At 45.3% G+C, this 17,202-nt stretch carries 18 protein-coding genes; 16 read left to right on the top strand and 2 right to left on the bottom strand.

All coding sequences use genetic code 11. The annotated features are described in order from the left end of the window. Nucleotide 1: 1 nt before the first annotated feature. Nucleotides 2–1,252: a lactate racemase domain-containing protein gene (locus EE116_RS00295; protein ID WP_122872740.1), complete on the bottom strand. Its 1,251-nt coding sequence runs from the start codon at nt 1,250–1,252 to the stop codon at nt 2–4. Nucleotides 1,253–1,465: 213 nt separating this feature from the next. Between EE116_RS00295 and EE116_RS00290 the strand changes: the two genes are divergently transcribed. Beyond that, nucleotides 1,466–3,145 (top strand): anaerobic C4-dicarboxylate transporter, encoded by a 1,680-nt coding sequence (locus EE116_RS00290; protein WP_122872739.1) that lies wholly within the window; start codon nt 1,466–1,468, stop codon nt 3,143–3,145. Between the two features lie 587 nt (nt 3,146–3,732). Here the strand turns inward: EE116_RS00290 and flhB are convergent. Further along, entirely contained in the window at nt 3,733–4,809 is a 1,077-nt protein-coding gene (gene flhB, locus EE116_RS00285) for a flagellar biosynthesis protein FlhB (RefSeq protein ID WP_122872738.1), read from the bottom strand. Between the two features lie 89 nt (nt 4,810–4,898). Between flhB and EE116_RS00280 the strand changes: the two genes are divergently transcribed. From EE116_RS00280 to atpA, 15 genes are all read left to right on the top strand, one after another. After that, nucleotides 4,899–5,510, top strand: a complete 612-nt coding sequence (locus EE116_RS00280) for a hypothetical protein (protein ID WP_206159220.1) — start codon at nt 4,899–4,901, stop codon at nt 5,508–5,510. Next, the gene (locus EE116_RS00275) at nt 5,455–6,438 is read left to right on the top strand and encodes a hypothetical protein (RefSeq protein WP_122872737.1); all 984 of its coding nucleotides are present in this window, start codon (nt 5,455–5,457) and stop codon (nt 6,436–6,438) included. The genes EE116_RS00280 and EE116_RS00275 overlap by 56 nt, the downstream gene beginning before the upstream one ends. A 550-nt stretch (nt 6,439–6,988) precedes the next feature. Continuing rightward, the gene (locus EE116_RS00270) at nt 6,989–8,023 is read left to right on the top strand and encodes a cytochrome-c peroxidase (protein WP_122872736.1); all 1,035 of its coding nucleotides are present in this window, start codon (nt 6,989–6,991) and stop codon (nt 8,021–8,023) included. Between the two features lie 151 nt (nt 8,024–8,174). Then, nucleotides 8,175–8,489, top strand: coding sequence for a 50S ribosomal protein L21 (gene rplU, locus EE116_RS00265; protein WP_002947447.1), 315 nt, complete (start codon nt 8,175–8,177; stop codon nt 8,487–8,489). Nucleotides 8,490–8,500: 11 nt separating this feature from the next. After that, nucleotides 8,501–8,758 (top strand): 50S ribosomal protein L27, encoded by a 258-nt coding sequence (rpmA, locus tag EE116_RS00260; RefSeq protein ID WP_122871695.1) that lies wholly within the window; start codon nt 8,501–8,503, stop codon nt 8,756–8,758. Nucleotides 8,759–9,030: 272 nt separating this feature from the next. After that, nucleotides 9,031–10,086 carry a GTPase ObgE gene (gene obgE / locus EE116_RS00255; RefSeq protein ID WP_122872735.1) on the top strand — a complete coding sequence of 352 codons (1,056 nt, stop codon included), beginning with the start codon at nt 9,031–9,033 and terminating at the stop codon, nt 10,084–10,086. Nucleotides 10,087–10,212: 126 nt separating this feature from the next. After that, nucleotides 10,213–10,554 carry an EF-hand domain-containing protein gene (locus EE116_RS00250; protein ID WP_122872734.1) on the top strand — a complete coding sequence of 114 codons (342 nt, stop codon included), beginning with the start codon at nt 10,213–10,215 and terminating at the stop codon, nt 10,552–10,554. Between the two features lie 116 nt (nt 10,555–10,670). Continuing rightward, nucleotides 10,671–11,591, top strand: a complete 921-nt coding sequence (fmt, locus tag EE116_RS00245) for a methionyl-tRNA formyltransferase (protein ID WP_122872733.1) — start codon at nt 10,671–10,673, stop codon at nt 11,589–11,591. 90 nt (nt 11,592–11,681) lie between these two features. Continuing rightward, entirely contained in the window at nt 11,682–12,317 is a 636-nt protein-coding gene (locus EE116_RS00240) for a biotin--[acetyl-CoA-carboxylase] ligase (RefSeq protein WP_122872732.1), read from the top strand. A gap of 160 nt (nt 12,318–12,477) precedes the next feature. Then, entirely contained in the window at nt 12,478–13,260 is a 783-nt protein-coding gene (locus EE116_RS00235) for a ParA family protein (protein ID WP_002947459.1), read from the top strand. Nucleotides 13,261–13,263: 3 nt separating this feature from the next. Then, the gene (locus EE116_RS00230) at nt 13,264–14,118 is read left to right on the top strand and encodes a ParB/RepB/Spo0J family partition protein (protein WP_122872731.1); all 855 of its coding nucleotides are present in this window, start codon (nt 13,264–13,266) and stop codon (nt 14,116–14,118) included. A gap of 98 nt (nt 14,119–14,216) precedes the next feature. After that, nucleotides 14,217–14,639 (top strand): F0F1 ATP synthase subunit B family protein, encoded by a 423-nt coding sequence (locus EE116_RS00225; protein ID WP_122872730.1) that lies wholly within the window; start codon nt 14,217–14,219, stop codon nt 14,637–14,639. Between the two features lies 1 nt (nt 14,640). Then, complete coding sequence (locus EE116_RS00220) at nt 14,641–15,138, top strand: F0F1 ATP synthase subunit B (RefSeq protein ID WP_122872729.1); 498 nt, start codon at nt 14,641–14,643, stop codon at nt 15,136–15,138. Continuing rightward, complete coding sequence (locus EE116_RS00215; RefSeq protein ID WP_122872728.1) at nt 15,138–15,668, top strand: F0F1 ATP synthase subunit delta; 531 nt, start codon at nt 15,138–15,140, stop codon at nt 15,666–15,668. Before EE116_RS00220 ends, EE116_RS00215 begins: the two co-directional genes overlap by 1 nt. Before the next feature lie 12 nt (nt 15,669–15,680). After that, nucleotides 15,681–17,198 carry a F0F1 ATP synthase subunit alpha gene (atpA, locus tag EE116_RS00210; protein ID WP_002952438.1) on the top strand — a complete coding sequence of 506 codons (1,518 nt, stop codon included), beginning with the start codon at nt 15,681–15,683 and terminating at the stop codon, nt 17,196–17,198. Nucleotides 17,199–17,202: the final 4 nt, after the last annotated feature.

Genomic DNA, 17,202 nt, shown 5'->3' with positions numbered 1-17,202 from the left:
CTTACGCCTTAGGCACCGTCATCGAGCCAAACGGCAGGATGATGATTTTAGCGTCCGCGCCCTTTTGCGCGAGCGCGTCGTCCACGGCCTTTTGGATGTCGTGGTAGGGCTTTAGATGCACGGCGCGCATCTCATCGTCGCTTAGATCACTTACCGCCCAGGTCTGCGCCCAGAGCGAGATTTCGGCCATCTTAGCGGCCTTGTGATAGCCGAGCTTAAAGCCCGCGCTGATCTTTTCTAGCACCTTTTTTGGCGTGTCGGCGGAAGCCATCAGATCAAAAAACGGCTTTGGTCCGATACCGGTGCGGCACTTTGCGACCATTATCAAAATCCCGTCCTTAGCAAGCGCTAGCTTGCCGTTGTCTAGGGCTTTTTGCGCTTGATAGAGATCGACGTCCATCGGATAGGGCGCGACCGAGATCACTATATCGGCTTTGCGCGGGATATTTACGCAAAAGACCTCGTCTGCCTTTTTCACGCAGTCGTAAAAGCTATCGTTTAAGTGTCCGGCGCTTGCGTAATACACGCCGTGTTCGCTATCAAGCACCGTCTGGATCGAAAAAACGTCGATGTGCGTGAGCACCTTCATCGCGTCGATCATATCCTCGTGCACGGGGTTGCCCTCTAGGCGCAGAGCTTGCGCATCGGAGCTTAGTGCGAGCTTGTGATTTTGCGTGATGCTCTCGTACGACGCCGTGCCCGGCAAAAAGGCCTTTCTGCCGCCCGTGTAGCCCGCGAAATAGTGCGGCTCGACCGAGCCGATGACGATCACTTTTTTAGCTTCGGCTACTATTTTGTTTAGATACATCTGCGTGCCGTTTTTGCTCTCGCCTAAAAATACCATCTCGTCGTGCTTGGAGTCGTGATCGTGAACTTCGTTTTTGGCACTGATTTCAGCATAAATTTCTTTGCCGAAGATCATCTCGTACTCATCGAGCGTACCCTCTCTGTGGCAGCCGGTGGCGATGATGAAAATTTTATTTTTCTCGCGGATTTTTGGGTAAATTTGCTTTAAAACTTTTGCCGTCGGCGTAGGTCTCGTGCCGTCGTTTACGATGACGACGATCTTTTCGTCGCCCGCGATAAACTCATCGAAGCTTTTTTGATTTATCGGATTTGCCAGAGCCTTTGCGATGAGCGCCGTTTCGTCAAATTTAGCCACGGGGTTTGGATCAAAAACGCCGAGCAAATTTTTCTCGTTTATCTCTAGATTTAGATGATCGTCTTTGCCGTATGCGATAGGGATTTGCATATTTACTCCTTAAGCAGATATATTAATTTTTAGTCTTGGGATTATATATCAAATTTTCTTTTAAATACATTTGGCGCGGTCAAATTTGACTAGCGACCGCATCAAATTTCGTAAATGTATGATTAATATTTACAAATGTATTTTTAATTTTTTTATTAGTATTTAATTTTAATATTTATATAATCGCGGCGTAATTTCCAAAAAGGAGAACAAATGGAATTCCTAACCAGTTTGAGTGAAAGCACTCAGTTCACTCTCCAACTAATCGTAGTGCTCGGATGTCTATTCTACGGCGCTAAAAAAGGCGGTATGGCGCTAGGCGTACTAGGCGGCATCGGTCTTGTTATCTTGGTATTTGCATTCAGTATGAAGCCTGGCAAACCAGCAGTAGACGTCATCCTAACGATCCTAGCCGTCGTCGTAGCAAGCTCAACGCTACAAGCCGCGGGCGGTCTTGACGTTATGCTTCAGATAGCGGAAAAAGCGCTAAGAAAAAATCCTAAATTCGTCTGTATCCTAGCTCCTCTTTGCGGCTGGACGCTAACCGTTCTATGCGGCACGGGACACACGGTTTATACGCTACTACCGATCATTTACGATGTATCTATCAAAAGCGGCATCCGTCCAGAAAGACCGCTGGCTGCTACTACGATCTCGTCTCAGCTAGCTATCATCGCTAGCCCGGTTTCGGTTGCGGGCGTATCTATGGTCGCCGTTTTGCTAGGTACCGGTACCGTTCATATCGACGGCTTTACTAGCTACGTGGATCTACTAAAAGTCACTATCCCGGCAACCTTTATCGGTATGCTTATCATCGGTACTTACTCGATCTTTAGAGGTAAAGACCTAGATAAAGACCCTGATTTCCAAGAGAGGATCAAAGACCCTGAGCAAAGAAAATATATCTACGGCTCAGACGAATCTCACTCTCTAATCGGCGTAAAACTTCCTGCTAAACAGTGGAACGTGATGTGGATATTCTTAGCTACTATCGCTATCGTGGCGGTTCTAGGCTACTATAAACAACTCCGCCCTAGCTGGACTAGCGACGTCCCTGGCAAATCTATCGAAATCGTAGTAGATAAAAAAGTAGTTAAAAACATCACCGTAAAAGACGGTCAAGTAGTCTCTACCGTAGATAGTAGCAAAGTCGTCTCAAACGTAAAAGACAGCAAAGTAAAAGACGCTACTAAATTTACTAACGTAGAAGTCCTAGATAAAGACAAAAAAGTAACTCAAACCATCGTGCTTCAAGACGGCAACGTAGTTATTACTAAAGGCGACAAGACCGAAACCGTCGCAAACGCTAGCATCGTAGTAAAAGATACTATGAAAAAGACCGCCCCTCTAGGCATGGTCGATACGATCCAAATTTTCATGCTATTAGCTGCGTCCATCATGATGATCTACTCAGGTATCAAGGCTGCTAAGATCGCTCAAAACGAGATTTTCCACAGCGGTATGGTTGCGCTCGTAGCGATCTACGGTATCAGCTGGATGGCAGATACGATGTTCCACTCGCACATCGAGATGCTAAAAGGCTCGCTAGGAGAGGTGATGAGGGCCTATCCGTGGATGTATATCGTCGTAGGTATGCTGATTTCTAAGTTCCTAAACTCTCAAGCAGCAGCCGCCGCGACTTTCGTACCGCTTGCCGTTCAGATCGGCGTGGATCCTGGTATCATTGTCGCGTTTGCTACGGCTTGCTACGGATACTTCATCCTTCCTACATATCCGAGCGACCTTGCGGCGATCCAGTTTGACCGCTCAGGTACGACTAAGATCGGTAAATACGTCATCAACCACAGCTTCATCATCCCGGGTCTTATCGGCGTGTTTAGTTCGTGTGCAGTGGGTTGGGTGTTGGCTAACCTGTACGGGTTTATTAAATAATCTTACTTTTAGACAAGCTGCCTTAACGGCTTGTCTTTTTCCTTTATACTTCGTTGCTTTTAAATTTGGCTCGGTCATTACCGACAAGGTAACTCCCGTCGCCAAATTTAAAAGCGCCTCGTCTAGAACAAAAATACTTCGCCTTATCGTTTTACGTTCAAATTTGCAAATTTTACTCGCCGAAACCCGTACCCTGAAAATGCTAAATTTAAACTCGCGACGCTTTGCGTCAGCAAAGCTATGTCGCCACCCTTAACTTCGCTTCGCTCGTTACGAGACGGCAACAAGTTGCCCCTACGAAGAAAAGCGTCGTAGGGGGAGGGGGATTAAAAAAAAAAGGGGGGGGGGGAGCGACTTCGCCATTCAAGCCCCCACCCCCTTTGCAACAAAGTAAAAAACAACCTTATACGGTTGTTTTTTATGCAAGGAAGCCAAACTCGCAATGCCAAATTTAACCAAATCAAATTTAGCATTTTAAAGTTGCGGGTCTCGGCAGGTAAAATTTGCAAATTTATCCAAATTTGAGCGGCGCAAATTTGATCTCAAATTTAACTTCAAATTTACAGCCAAAAAAGCAAATTTAAACCTCACTTCAGCCTATCGCCGAATTTTTGTTTGTCACTCATATAGACGAAGCTTAGCACCTCGGCGACGGCGCGAAAGAGCTCCGCAGGTATCATATCGTTCACCTCGCACATCTTGTATAGTTCGCGCGCTAGCGGCGGATTTTCGACGATTTTGACGTTATTTTGTACCCCGATTTGCTTGATGCGAAGCGCTAGAAAATCCACGCCCTTAGCGAGGATCACCGGCGCTTTTTCCTTTGTTTTATCGTAGCGAAGCGCGACGGCGTAGTGGGTCGGGTTTGTGATGATGACGTCTGCTTGCGGGATATTTTGCATCATTCTGTTGCGCGCGGCTCGCATTTGTAGCTGGCGGATGCGACCTTTGACCTGCGGGTCGCCCTCCATCTGTTTGTACTCGTCCTTGATCTCCTGCTTGCTCATGCGCAGGTCGCGAAAATACTGAAAACGCACGATCAGCACGTCAAGAAGCCCGATGATAAACATCACGATGAGCATCACGGCAGCCAAAATCAGCATTTTTTCCTTTAGCCACGCTAGCTGCGCCGCCATCGAGAAAAACAGTGTATGCGGCAGTTCTTTGATGAAGCTTAAAAACATCAAAAATCCGACCGTAAAAACCGCCGTGACTTTGAGCACCATTTTGATGCCGTCTATCAGTTTTTTAAGAGAAAAGAGATTTTTGAGCCCTTTTAGCGGGTTGATTTTGTTTAAATTTGGCTCCAAAGGCTTTGTGGTAAATATAAACCCAAACTGCATGAGGTTGGCGACGACACCCGCGATCGCGATGCAAATGGCGATAGGTAGGATGATGAGCAGCGTGCGAAATATCGTCGTGATCGCGACGCTAAAGAGCAGCTTGCGCGTAAATTCCTGGCCGATTAGGCTCTGATAGTAGTTATACAGCGTGAAAAACTGATCGCCAATGAAGCCAAGAAGTGCCACAACGACAAAGATCGCGACCGCGAGCGTGACGAAGCCGGCTAAATCTTGGCTTTTGGGGACGTTGCCGTCCTTGCGCGCGTCTTCGATTTTTTTGGAGGTGGGTTCTTCGGTTTTTTCTTGGTCTTCGCCTGCCATCTCTATCCTGAATTTGCTTAAATTTGGGCGATTATATCTAAAACGAGGTTAAATTTTACGCTACAATTGCCTAAATTTAAAGGATAAAAATGCAAAAGCTTGACGATCACGTAAGCGAGTGGTTTTGGCAGATGAGGGCGCGCAACGAGGCTGCCACGGATCACTTTAAAAGCCGTAAAATCCCCTACGACGAGTCAAATTTGATAGAGGTTTTGCAAAGCTCGCAGGATAAATTTGACCTTCTTTGGGCCGCCGTCGCCCTGCGCGAGCTAGGCACGGTGCGTGCGATACCTGCTCTAAAAGGCGCCGTCAAATTTAAAAGCCTAGACGTGCAAGGTAATGCGGCTCTAACGATCGCGTTTTTAGCAGGCGGCATCGAGAACGGCTTTTTGGCGAGTTTGCTTGTCAGTAAAGAGTACCGTGCTAAATTTTACGCGATGACGGGGATTTTGTATAAAGAGGACGCGGCGCACTCAGCTTTGCCTTTTGTTTTGGAGTATTCGGCCAAAGCGACCAAAGGCGGCAAGGCGATTGCTAAAACAGCGTGCGAAGGGCTAGACTGGCTATATCTGGCCAGATACGGCTCGCATCTGCCGCAGGCGCAAGAAATTTTTGATAAAATAAATAAAAACAGGAAATATATAGATGAAAGTATCTTCACGGCCCTTGCAGGAGAATTCCCGCAAATTTTCACAATCTGAAAAACCGCAAAAAAGCGAAACCGAGCTGCTTTTGGACGAGTGCGGCGAGGTTTTAGCCAAACTAAAAAAGAAAAATTTAAGCGAGCGAGAGTTTTTGTGTGAGCTAATAAAACTGATGGCTTTTTCGATTCCGCAAATTCCTTATGAAATTTGGCTCGAAAAATGTATAGAAAGCGGCGACGTAGAGGCTTTAAACGACCTTGTTTTTCAGTACGCTAGAAACGAGCTACTGCCCGGCTGCGCGGGCGGATACGATCAGTGCGAGAGACTGATACATACGTTTCTTGCGCTAGCGTGCGGCGACATGAGCGGCGCCAAAAACGTAATGACGCACTCTATGCCGCCTAGCACGAACGGATATAGATTTTTGTGCGTGATGAGCGATCTGGTTTCGGCGCTGCTATGGGACGATAAAAAATCGCTTGAGCCCGCACTGAAAAAAGCGCGTAGATTTGCGGACTCCAAAAAGCCGATAAATGAAATAGAAGCGGTGAAATTTATCCTTGCGCTACACGAAAAAGACGCGGCCGCTATGAGCGAGAGTTTGAGTAATTTTTGCGTGAAAGTCGCCAGAACCGCCGCGCCGCAATTTGAAAAGCGGATTAGCTTTTTTGCGCACGGACTTTATGCGTTGGCGCACTATCTCTTGCCTTTTGAGATTTTTGAGCGCATTAGCTTGCCAAAAGCTAAAAATTTCAGCGAAATTTACGCAAAAAGGCTTTTGGGCGGCGAACCGGCGCAGCCCAAATTGTATTTTAGCTTTCCGCCCGAATTTGAAGTTTTTAATCAAATTTTAAACGCTTTACCGGCTAAAACCGTGCTTCATCAGTCTTTTGACGGGCCTTCGCCGAGCGATCAAATACGATTCCTAGATCATGACGCGATGGTCGAAAATTTAGCGGATGAAATTTTAAAAAATCAAAAATAACAAAATAGCGCAAGCCGGTTTTAAAAGTTTGCCGAAAATTTGCTTAATAAAGTGGGCTTTTAAAGGATTTTATACGCTTGCGCGATTACGGTTTTAGCGATTAAATTTGACTTTAGCAAGCGGTATGGACTAGTTTTGCGGGCTTTATTGGACGAGAATCGCTTTGCGATTGTCCCTAACGGACGCAGGCTATATACTGCATCTGCCGCGCGCATATTTTATTTTTAGTAATCTCTTCTTCATTTTTTTGATCTTTGCCTACTATTTTTCTAAATTTATCTTTCCGAACGTTTTGGCTCAAATTTGCTTAAATTTGAGCGATTATGCCTAAAAGTAGGTTAAATTGAAATGTTTGTAAAGTAAGAGCGCTACGGCAAATTTGGAAGTGATTTAATAATTTATACTATCTAATAAAGATAAATAAGATATATTTTATCTTAAATAATTATAAATACTTAAAAATAATTTCTAACAAACAATAAAATTTATTTGTATTTAACCAAAAAAACATTACAATTACATTCTAATTTTATTTTCAAAGGAGCATTTAATGAAAATTAAGTCAGTTTTGTTGGGTTCGGTTGCGTTAGCGACGGCGCTAAACGCTCAAAATTTGATCCAAGATGCGCTAGATGCGGGTCTAGTCGCTATCCCTAGCGACCCGAAGGCACTAACCAAAGCGATAAACGAAGCTTCTCCGGATGCTGAGAAATATCCAACCACTATGGCTGCATATGAGCTTGGCAAGAGGCTTTATTTTGATCCGAGATTATCAAAATCTGGCATCATTAGCTGTAACACCTGTCACAACTTAGGCCTAGGCGGAGCAGACGGCGTACCTGCATCTACCGGCCATAAATGGACACCAAACCCTCATCACGTAAATGCTCCGACTGTTTATAACTCGGTATTTAACTCAGTGCAGTTCTGGGACGGACGCGCAGCTCACTTAGCCGCTCAGGCTGCTGGCCCGATGACTGCGATGCCGGAGATGGCCTCTACTCCTGAGCTGGTTGAGCAAAGGCTAAAATCTATCCCTGCCTATGTGAGCGAGTTTAAGGCTGCGTTTAATAGTGATGTGAGCTTTGAGCTAGTAACGACTGCGATAGGTATCTTTGAAAGAACGCTCGTAACTCCGTCTAGATTTGATAAATTTTTAGAAGGCGACGAGGCTGCACTAAGCGGCGCTGAGAAAAAAGGCCTAAAAACCTTCATCGACAAAGGCTGCGCCACATGCCATAACGGTATAAATTTGGGCGGTACTTTACAGCCGTTTGAGGTTGCGGGCAAATACGAATTTGCAAATTTAGGCGACTTTAAAGGCGATGCAAACGGCCTAGTAAAAGCTCCTACGCTGCGCAATATCGAGCTAACGGCTCCATATTTCCACAATGGTGCAGTTTGGTCGCTAAAAGATGCCGTCAAGATGATGGGTAGCGTACAGCTAGGTATCGAGATAAACGATAAAGAAGCTGCCGATATAGTGACGTTTTTAAATTCATTAACAGGCAAAATGCCTAAAGTCGAATATCCGTCATTCCCTGCATCTACCGAAAAGACCCCAAAACCGGAACTCGACTACTAAGCTAAACAAAAAGGCGGATAAATTTCCTCCTCATTCAACTTAAATTTATAAATTTTTGGGTATTATCCGTCTCTTACAACCAACAAAGCTCCCCAAGTCTTTTGAAATCCAAAAGCGCTTTTTGGTCTTACCAAATTTAGAAAGGTAGAGTATGTCAAAATACGCTATATTTAAGCACGGCGGCAAGCAGTATCGCGTCAGCGAAGGCGAATATCTTAAGCTTGACCATTTCAGTGCTGAAGCAAAATCATCAGTCGAGATTACGGACGTTTTGTGCGTAAACGACGGTGAAGTAAAGGTAGGCGCGCCGTTCGTAAAGGGTGCGAAAGTCGTTCTTGAAGTCGTAAACGAGGGCAAGGATAAAAAAGTCGTTATTTACAAAAAACGCAGACGCAAAGACTCAAAACTAAAACGCGGTTTTAGAAGACAGTTTACACGCGTAAAAGTCGTAAGTATCGCAGCTTAAGGAGATAAGAAATGGCACACAAAAAAGGTCAAGGCTCAACCCAGAATAACCGAGATTCCATCGGACGACGCTTAGGCGTTAAAAAATTCGGCGGCGAATTCGTTCGCGCGGGCAACATCATCATCCGCCAGCGCGGTACCGCTACTCACGCGGGCAACAACGTCGGTCTAGGCAAAGATCACACGATTTTCGCTCTAATCGACGGTTTCGTTAAATTCGAAAGACTAGATAAAAACAGAAAAAAAGTTTCAGTTTATCCTGCTGCGTAATCTTTGGGGCGAAAGCCCCTTTTTCTTTTAAAATCATCCAAATTTTTAAAATCTAAAAAGCTTTTACCTAATAAATAATCGTTACGTTATTTGTCAATTTTTAAAATTTGACCCAAATTGCGCAAATTTATATCGTGCCAATAACAGTACTTGGCAAATCATTTGAACTTTTCGGCAAATCAAATTTTAATCAATAAACCGATATAATCCGAAAATTTCGCAAAATAACAAACTAAAAATAATAGAATAAAATTTAAAAACTAAGGCAAAAAATGTTTATAGATAGCGTAAATTTAACTCTAAGCTCGGGTCACGGCGGGGCCGGATCGGTGAGCTTTCGCCGCGAAAAACACGTGATTTTAGGCGGACCGGACGGCGGCGACGGCGGCGACGGCGGGGATGTATATTTCGTCGCCGATAACAACACGCACACGCTGGCGGCGTATAAAGGCAAAAAGGCCATGCGCGCGCAAAACGGCGAGGCGGGTACGGGGCGGAGAATGCACGGCAAAAGAGGCGAGCATCTCGAGCTCATCGTGCCTCCAGGTACCGCGGTGCTGGATGCCGAGACGGGCGAGCTACTCTGTGATCTAACCAGCGAGGGGCAGCGCGAGCTATTTTTAAAAGGCGGTAAAGGCGGGCTTGGCAACGTGCATTTTAAAAGCTCGATCAATCAAGCTCCCGAATACGCACAAAAAGGCCTTGATGGCGAAACACGCGAGGTGAGGCTGGAGCTTAAGCTCATTGCCGACGTGGGGCTCGTGGGCCTTCCAAACGTCGGTAAAAGCACGCTGATCTCGACCGTCTCAAACGCCAAACCGCAGATCGCAAACTACGAATTTACCACGCTCACGCCAAAGCTAGGCCTAGTCGAGGTCGATGAATACAGCGGCTTTGTCATGGCCGATATCCCGGGCATCATCGAGGGCGCAAGCGAGGGGCGAGGCCTTGGCGTGCAGTTTTTAAAGCATGTCGAACGCACGAAAATTTTGCTTTTTATGCTCGATCTTGCAAACTACCGCAGCCTTGAGGAGCAGTTTGACGCACTGCGAGCCGAGACGGCGAAATTTTCCGGCGAGCTAGCAAAAAGAGACTACGCGATCGCTCTAACCCGCGCGGACGCGGCCGAAAATTTGCAGGAAAAATTTGACGCGTTTTTGTCGCATTTGGGGCTTGTAGGCACGGCGGGCGAGATAAAATTTAAGCAAGATATTTATGAATTTGACGCCGCCAAGCCGTTTTTTGTGATGCCGATATCTTCGGCGACGGGACAAAATATAAACGAGCTAAAATTTAACCTGCTTGAACTACTTAAAAAGGAGCTGTAGATTGCGCTAAAGCCGCGCCGTAGAGGTCTTTGACGAACGCGGGCCCTAAGCGCGCCCGAATATGTGGGTAAATTTTATATTTATCGCTCGTAAGCGTCGCAAAAAGATAAAATTTAAGGAAGCGAAATGAATAAAATTTTTATTCTAGTATTTTTATGCTTCGGCGCATACGGTTGTGATACCGCCGATCCGGTGCCGAATTTTATGGACTTTAACGACAAGGATCGCGACGGCGCGCTAAGCCTGGATGAGTGGGCGGCTAGCGAGGTGCCGTCTGGGCTGAGAGTAGAGTTAAATCTGCGCTCGGGCTCGGAATTTAAGAGGCTCGATGCTAATCGTGACGGCAAGATTAGCCTAGATGAGCTGGGGGCGAAACCGTCCGCAAAGATTTATTGGTCCGAAGATCCGTGTGCTTTTTGGCCGTGGAAGGATCAAAGCGGAGATGAAAATCAATCCGCCGTCAAATAGCGCGCGGGCGAGTATGGACTCTGGTTTGCTTCGCGGTTGCGTAATATTTATTTTGCGCGCGGTCGGCGCTCGTGTGATCGCTCGCGCCGTGATTTGGCTAAATTTAAAGGAAAAGAATGAATATAGTTTTTATGGGAACGCCCGAGTATGCGGCTAAAATTTTACGCGCGCTTACCGAGGCGAAATTTGACATCGCGGCCGTCTTTACGCAGCCCGATAAGCCTGTGGGCAGGAAGCAAATTTTAACTCCGAGCGAGGTGAAAACTTACGCGCAGCAGCACCTGCCCGCCGTGCCGATCTTTCAGCCTGTGACTTTAAGAGACGAGGCGGTCACGGCGCAGATAAAAGAGCTAAAGCCTGATTTTATCGTGGTTGCGGCATACGGTAAAATTCTGCCGCAGGCTATCCTTGACATCGCGCCTTGCATAAATCTGCACGCCTCGATCCTGCCAAAATATCGCGGCGCGAGCCCGATCCAAAGCGCGCTACTAGCGGGCGAGAAGCAGACGGGCGTGACGGCGATGCTGATGGATGCGGGGCTTGATACGGGCGATATGCTTGATTTTGCCTACACGCCTTGCGAGGACAAAACGGCGGCGCAGCTGTTTGACGAGCTCGGGGATCTGGCGGGTGAGCTGATCGTAAAAACGCTGCGAAATTTTGCAAATTTGACACCGCTTAGGCAGGACGACGCGCAGGCCACGCACTGCAAAAAAATCGCAAAATCTGACGGACTTTTTGGCTTTGAACAAAGCGCACAGCAAATTTATAATAAATTTCGCGCGCTGACGCCATGGCCGGGGATTTATCTAGCTAGCGGGCTCAAAATTTTGGATTTAGAAATCTTACGCGAATCTCGCGGGCGTAAATTTGAACGCGTTGGCGAAATTTTAAGCGTCGATAAGCTCGGCTTTTGCGTTTCTTGCGGTGAGGGTGCGGTTAAGATCATAAAGGTGCAAGAGCCGGGCAAAAAGCCGGTGGACGCTAGCGCCTATCTAAACGGCAAGCGGCTCGGTGTCGGCGATATAGTATCATAAATTTGAGCCGAGCGAAGCTTGCCTTGTAAATTTATGATACTAATGCGCTCGCAATGTAAAATAAAACAGCAAATTTAAAAGGAATAAAATTTGAGAATAGAGTTCGCAGATAGCGTCCCATCTACGCAAAAAGTTCTGGTCGAAGGACTGCGAAACGGCGAAATACAGCCGCCTTTTGCGCTCGTGTCAAAAGAGCAGACGCAGGGTATCGGCAGCAGAAACAACACGTGGAGTGGACTGGAAGGCAATCTATTTTTTTCGTTTTGCATGAGCGAGACGGCGCTGCCCGCCGATCTAAAAGGCGAGTCGGCGTCGATTTACTTTTCGGTGATAATGCGCGAAGTGCTCGCGGCTCGCGGCTCGCAAATTTGGCTAAAATGGCCGAACGATTTTTACGTCGACGACAAAAAAATCGGCGGAACTTTGACGACGAGAGTCGGCGAAATTTACGTTTGCGGCATGGGTATAAATCTAAAAAACGCGCCCGAAAACGCCGGAATTTTAGATATAGACGTGAGTCCTAGCGCCGCGGTCGGAGAGTTTTGCAAGAGGCTGCAAACGGCTCCGTCTTGGGCGGAAATTTTTAAAAAATTTGAGAGCGAATTTGAAAAATCAAGAGAATTTATCACGCACTTTGAGGGCGAAGAAGTGGCGCTCAAAGACGCAAAACTCCTATCTGACGGATCTTTGGACATAGATGGGCGAAGGGTTTTTTCGCTCAGATAAATTTGCTTAAATTTGACGTAAAATTTAATATTTTTACAAAATATCGGCGGATACGCACCGCGAAATTCTTTCAGAAATTTTAAAGCCGAAACTAAACTTGGACAAAGTAAGTTTTTTGTAAAATTAATCAATTAAAAAACAAAAAAATTGGAAAATTCTCATGTGTGAAATTATAACTATCGCAAACCAGAAAGGCGGCGTCGGAAAGACGACTACGGCGGTAAATTTGGCTGCATCGCTAGCGGTAGCCGAAAAAAAAGTCCTACTCATCGACATCGATCCGCAAGCAAATGCGACGACAGGAATGGGCTTTAGCAGAAACGACTACGAGTACAACATCTATCACGTGCTCACCGGTCGTAAAAAACTCTCTCAAATAGTGCTAAAAACCGAGATACCGACGCTTTTTCTAGCGCCTTCAAACATCGGTCTCGTGGGTATAGAGCAAGAACTAAGCGAACAAAACAAAGACTATCAAAAGATACTAAAAAGCAAGATAGAGGAGGTTGAGGGGCAGTACGATTTTATCATCATCGACAGTCCTCCGGCGCTAGGCAGTATCACCGTAAACGCACTAAGTGCTAGCGATAGCGTGATAATCCCGATACAGTGCGAATTTTACGCATTAGAGGGGCTTGCACAAATTTTAAATACGGTAAAAATCATCAAAAAAACCATAAATCCGAAGCTAAATATAAAAGGCTTTTTGCCGACTATGTACAGTTCGCAAAATAACCTCGCCAAGGAAACGGTGGCAAATTTAAAGCAGCATTTTGAAAATAAACTGTTTAAAAACAAGGATATGGGTGATGAATTCGTAATAGTACCGCGAAACGTAAAGCTTGCCGAAAGCCCGAGCTTTGGTAAGCCAGTGATTTTATACGACATAAAATCACCCGGCTCGGTAGCGTATCAAAATTTAGCATGCTGTATTTTAGGATAACGAATGGCTAAAAAAGGCGGACTAGGGCGCGGACTAGAAGCGATTTTGGGTGATGTAGAGCTAGCGTATAAAGCCGAAATAAACGAAGGTAACAGCGAAATAATAAAAGAAATAGACCTTGAGTTGATTACCGAAAACCCGTATCAGCCGCGTAAAAATTTCGACGAAACGGCGCTAAGAGAGCTTAGCGAAAGTATCAAAAGACATGGTCTTATCCAGCCGATAATCGTTATAGAAAAAGACGGCGGATATATGCTGATCGCGGGCGAAAGGAGATTTCGTGCGACTAAGCTGCTAGGCGAAAGTAAGATAAAGGCTATAGTCGCCGACATCGAAAGCCAAAGCCTTCGCGAACTAGCACTCATAGAAAATATCCAAAGAGAAGACTTAAATCCGATCGAGCTTGCCAATTCCTACAAAGAGCTCATAGACGAATACAAAATTACGCAGGACGGGCTTGCAAACATCATTCACAAAAGCAGGGTTCAGATAACAAATACGATGCGGCTTTTGAGCCTTAGCGCCGTAACGCAGGAGTATATAAAAGAGGGCAAACTAACGCAGGGGCACGCCAAAGTCATCGTGGGGCTTGATCCAAACGATGAAAAAACGGCGGTTGATACTATCATCGGGCAGCGTCTTAGCGTGCGCGAGACGGAAAATTTGGTCAAAAATCTAAAAAATAAATTACCGCCTAAAGCCGCACTTAAGCTAGATGAGAGGTACCTTGAAAGACTAACGAATTTAAAAGAGATTTTTTCTAAATTTGACGTACCAATTAAGATAAAAGGCAAAAAAATCACTATCGAATTTGATGATATAGCTGATATCGATAGGCTAATAAACAAGATAAAATAAAAATATTTGTTTAAATTTAGCTTGTTTTATCCTTTTTTTTTGTAAAATAAGCACGGTTTTGTTATGCTTAAGAAAATATTAAACTTTAAGGAGATTTGATGTTGGAAATTAATTTGCCGCTAGTTGTCCTAACGGCAGTTATTTTTCTAGGGCTTATCGCCGTTTTAAATTTCATCCTTTACAAGCCTCTACTTAAATTTATAGACGCTAGAAACGATGCGATAAAAAATGACGAAGAGAGCGCTAGTAAAAATACGAGTGATCTTGGCGTGTATGAAGCGCAGATAGAACAGCTCATAGCTGCCGCAAGAAGCGAGGCCGGCAAGATCAAGCAGGAGGCTATTAATGCCGCAAAAGACGCGGCCGCTAAGATAGTCAGCGAAAAGCGCGGAGTTTTGGAGGCTGATTACGATGCTTTTATCCAAAATTTAAACTCTCAAAAGAGCGATTTTAGAGCTGATTTGCAGCAAAAACTGCCTGAACTTCAAGCTGCTTTAAAAGCAAAACTCGCAAGGATTTAATATGAAAAGCAAAATTTTACTTTTATTATGTCCTTTTGTTTTGATGGCTGACGGCGGATACGACATCGTACCTAGAACGATAAACTTTATCGTTTTTGCCGCAATTTTGTATTATTTCATAGCAAACCCTATTAAGAACGCATATAAGGGAAGAATCGCCGGTATCGCGGCAAGACTTGATAATATCGAGCAAAAACTAAAAGACTCAAAAGCCAAAAAAGACAATGCTCTAAGACGCGTAGAAGAGGCTAAAGCAAATGCCGCTAGCCTAGTAGAAACCGCTAGAAAAGAGGCCGTTTTGATCTCTGAACGCATCAAAGAAGAGACTAGACAAGAGGTCGCAAATTTGGAAAAAAGCTTCCAAGATCAAAAAGAATTTGAAAAAAGACGCATGGTTAAGTCCGTCGTAGGCGAAATTTTAAATGAAATCTTCGCAAGCGACAGCGTTAAAATGGATCAAAGTGAGCTTATAAATATCATGCTTAAAAGGGTCGGCTGATGAAAGAACTTATCGCAAAAAAATACGTAAAAGCCCTAGTTAGCGACCTTAGCAAAGATGAGTTTAATAGCTTTACCGCCAAGCTACAAGAGATCGCAAACGCATTTGCAAATGAGAAATTTCAAAACATCATCGTTTCGCCGAATTTAAAAAATAGCCAAAAAGCGGATTTCGTCCTATCTTTAGTCGATGAGGCGGATCAAAAATTTGTAAATTTCATAAAGCTACTCGGCGAAAATAAAAGACTTGATATTTTGCCTAATATCGTTTCGGAGCTTTTAGCGCAAAAATCAAAAATGGATAATGTTTTTTACGGTAAAATTTACGGAGGCTCTCAGATCAGCCAGGCTCAAATTTCAGAGCTTGAAAGCAGCTTTTCTAAGAGATTTAACGCAAAAATCATTTTAGAGCCGGTAAAAAGCGACTACAACGGTATCAAGATCGAACTAGATGATTTGGGCGTGGAGGCTAGCTTTTCAGTAGATAGGCTAAAAGCCCAAATGAGCGAATACATATTAAAAGCAATATAAAGGAGAAAAAGCGTGAGTGCAAAAATAAAAGCAGATGAAATCAGCGCCATCATCAAGGAAAGGATTGAAAATTTCAGCCTTAACGTCGATGTAAACGAGACGGGCAAGGTTATATCCGTAGCCGACGGCGTTGCTAACGTTTACGGCCTAAAAAACGTTATGGCCGGCGAGATGGTCGAGTTTGAGAACGGCGAAAAAGGCATGGCTCTAAACCTAGAGGAAAGCAGCGTCGGTATCGTTATCTTGGGTAAAACGGACGGTATCAAAGAGGGATCAAGCGTAAAACGCCTAGCTAAGCTTTTGCGCGTTCCTGTGGGCGATGCTTTGATAGGCCGCGTCGTAAATTCACTCGGCGAGCCGATAGACGCCAAGGGCCCGATCGAAGCTAGCGAGACTAGATTCGTCGAGGAAAAAGCAAAAGGTATCATGGCTAGAAAGAGCGTTCATGAGCCGCTTCAAACAGGGATCAAGGCTATCGACGCGCTAGTGCCGATCGGCCGAGGACAACGCGAGCTCATCATCGGCGACCGCCAAACAGGTAAAACTACCGTTGCGATAGACACAATTATCAACCAAAAAGGTCAAGACGTTATTTGTATCTACGTAGCGATCGGACAAAAACAATCAACAGTCGCGCAAGTCGTTAAAAAGCTTGAAGAGTACGGTGCTATGGAGTACACTATCGTGGTAAATGCAGGCGCTTCCGACGCTGCTGCGCTTCAGTACCTAGCTCCTTATGCGGGCGTAACAATGGGCGAATATTTCAGAGACAACTCTCGCCACGCCCTAATCATCTACGACGATCTTTCAAAACACGCCGTCGCATACCGCGAAATGAGCTTGATTCTTCGCAGACCGCCGGGTCGTGAAGCTTATCCTGGTGACGTTTTCTATCTACACTCTCGTTTGCTAGAGCGCGCATCTAAGCTAAATGATAAGCTTGGCGCAGGTTCTCTAACGGCGCTTCCTATTATCGAGACGCAAGCGGGCGACGTTTCAGCGTATATTCCAACAAACGTTATTTCTATCACCGACGGTCAAATTTTCCTTGAGTCCGATCTATTTAACTCAGGTATTCGCCCTGCGATCAACGTCGGCCTTTCGGTTTCTCGCGTCGGCGGCGCGGCCCAGATAAAGGCAACTAAACAAGTTTCTGGAACATTGAGACTTGACCTTGCGCAATACCGCGAGCTTCAAGCGTTTGCACAGTTTGCGAGCGACCTTGACGAAAGCTCTAGAAAACAGCTCGAGCGCGGTCAGAGGATGGTCGAGGTATTAAAACAGCCTCCTTACAGCCCGCTTGCCGTTGAAAAGCAAGTCGTTATCATCTTTGCCGGCACGAAAGGCTATCTAGACGATATTCCGACCGTAGCTGTTACAAAATTTGAAGCTGAGCTTTATCCTTATATTGAGGCGAAGTATCCTGAAATTTTCGAGCAAATTCGAACAAAAAAAGCACTTGACAAAGAGATCGAGGAGCTTTTGCATAAGGCGCTAAAAGACTTTAAAGCGACGTTTGCTGCTAACTAAGGCT

The sequence above is a fragment of the Campylobacter showae genome, assembly GCF_900573985.1.
Classification (GTDB): Bacteria; Campylobacterota; Campylobacteria; order Campylobacterales; family Campylobacteraceae; genus Campylobacter_A; species Campylobacter_A showae_E.
Note: the sequence above shows the minus strand (reverse complement) of the source record. Positions and strands in the feature narration are given on the sequence as shown.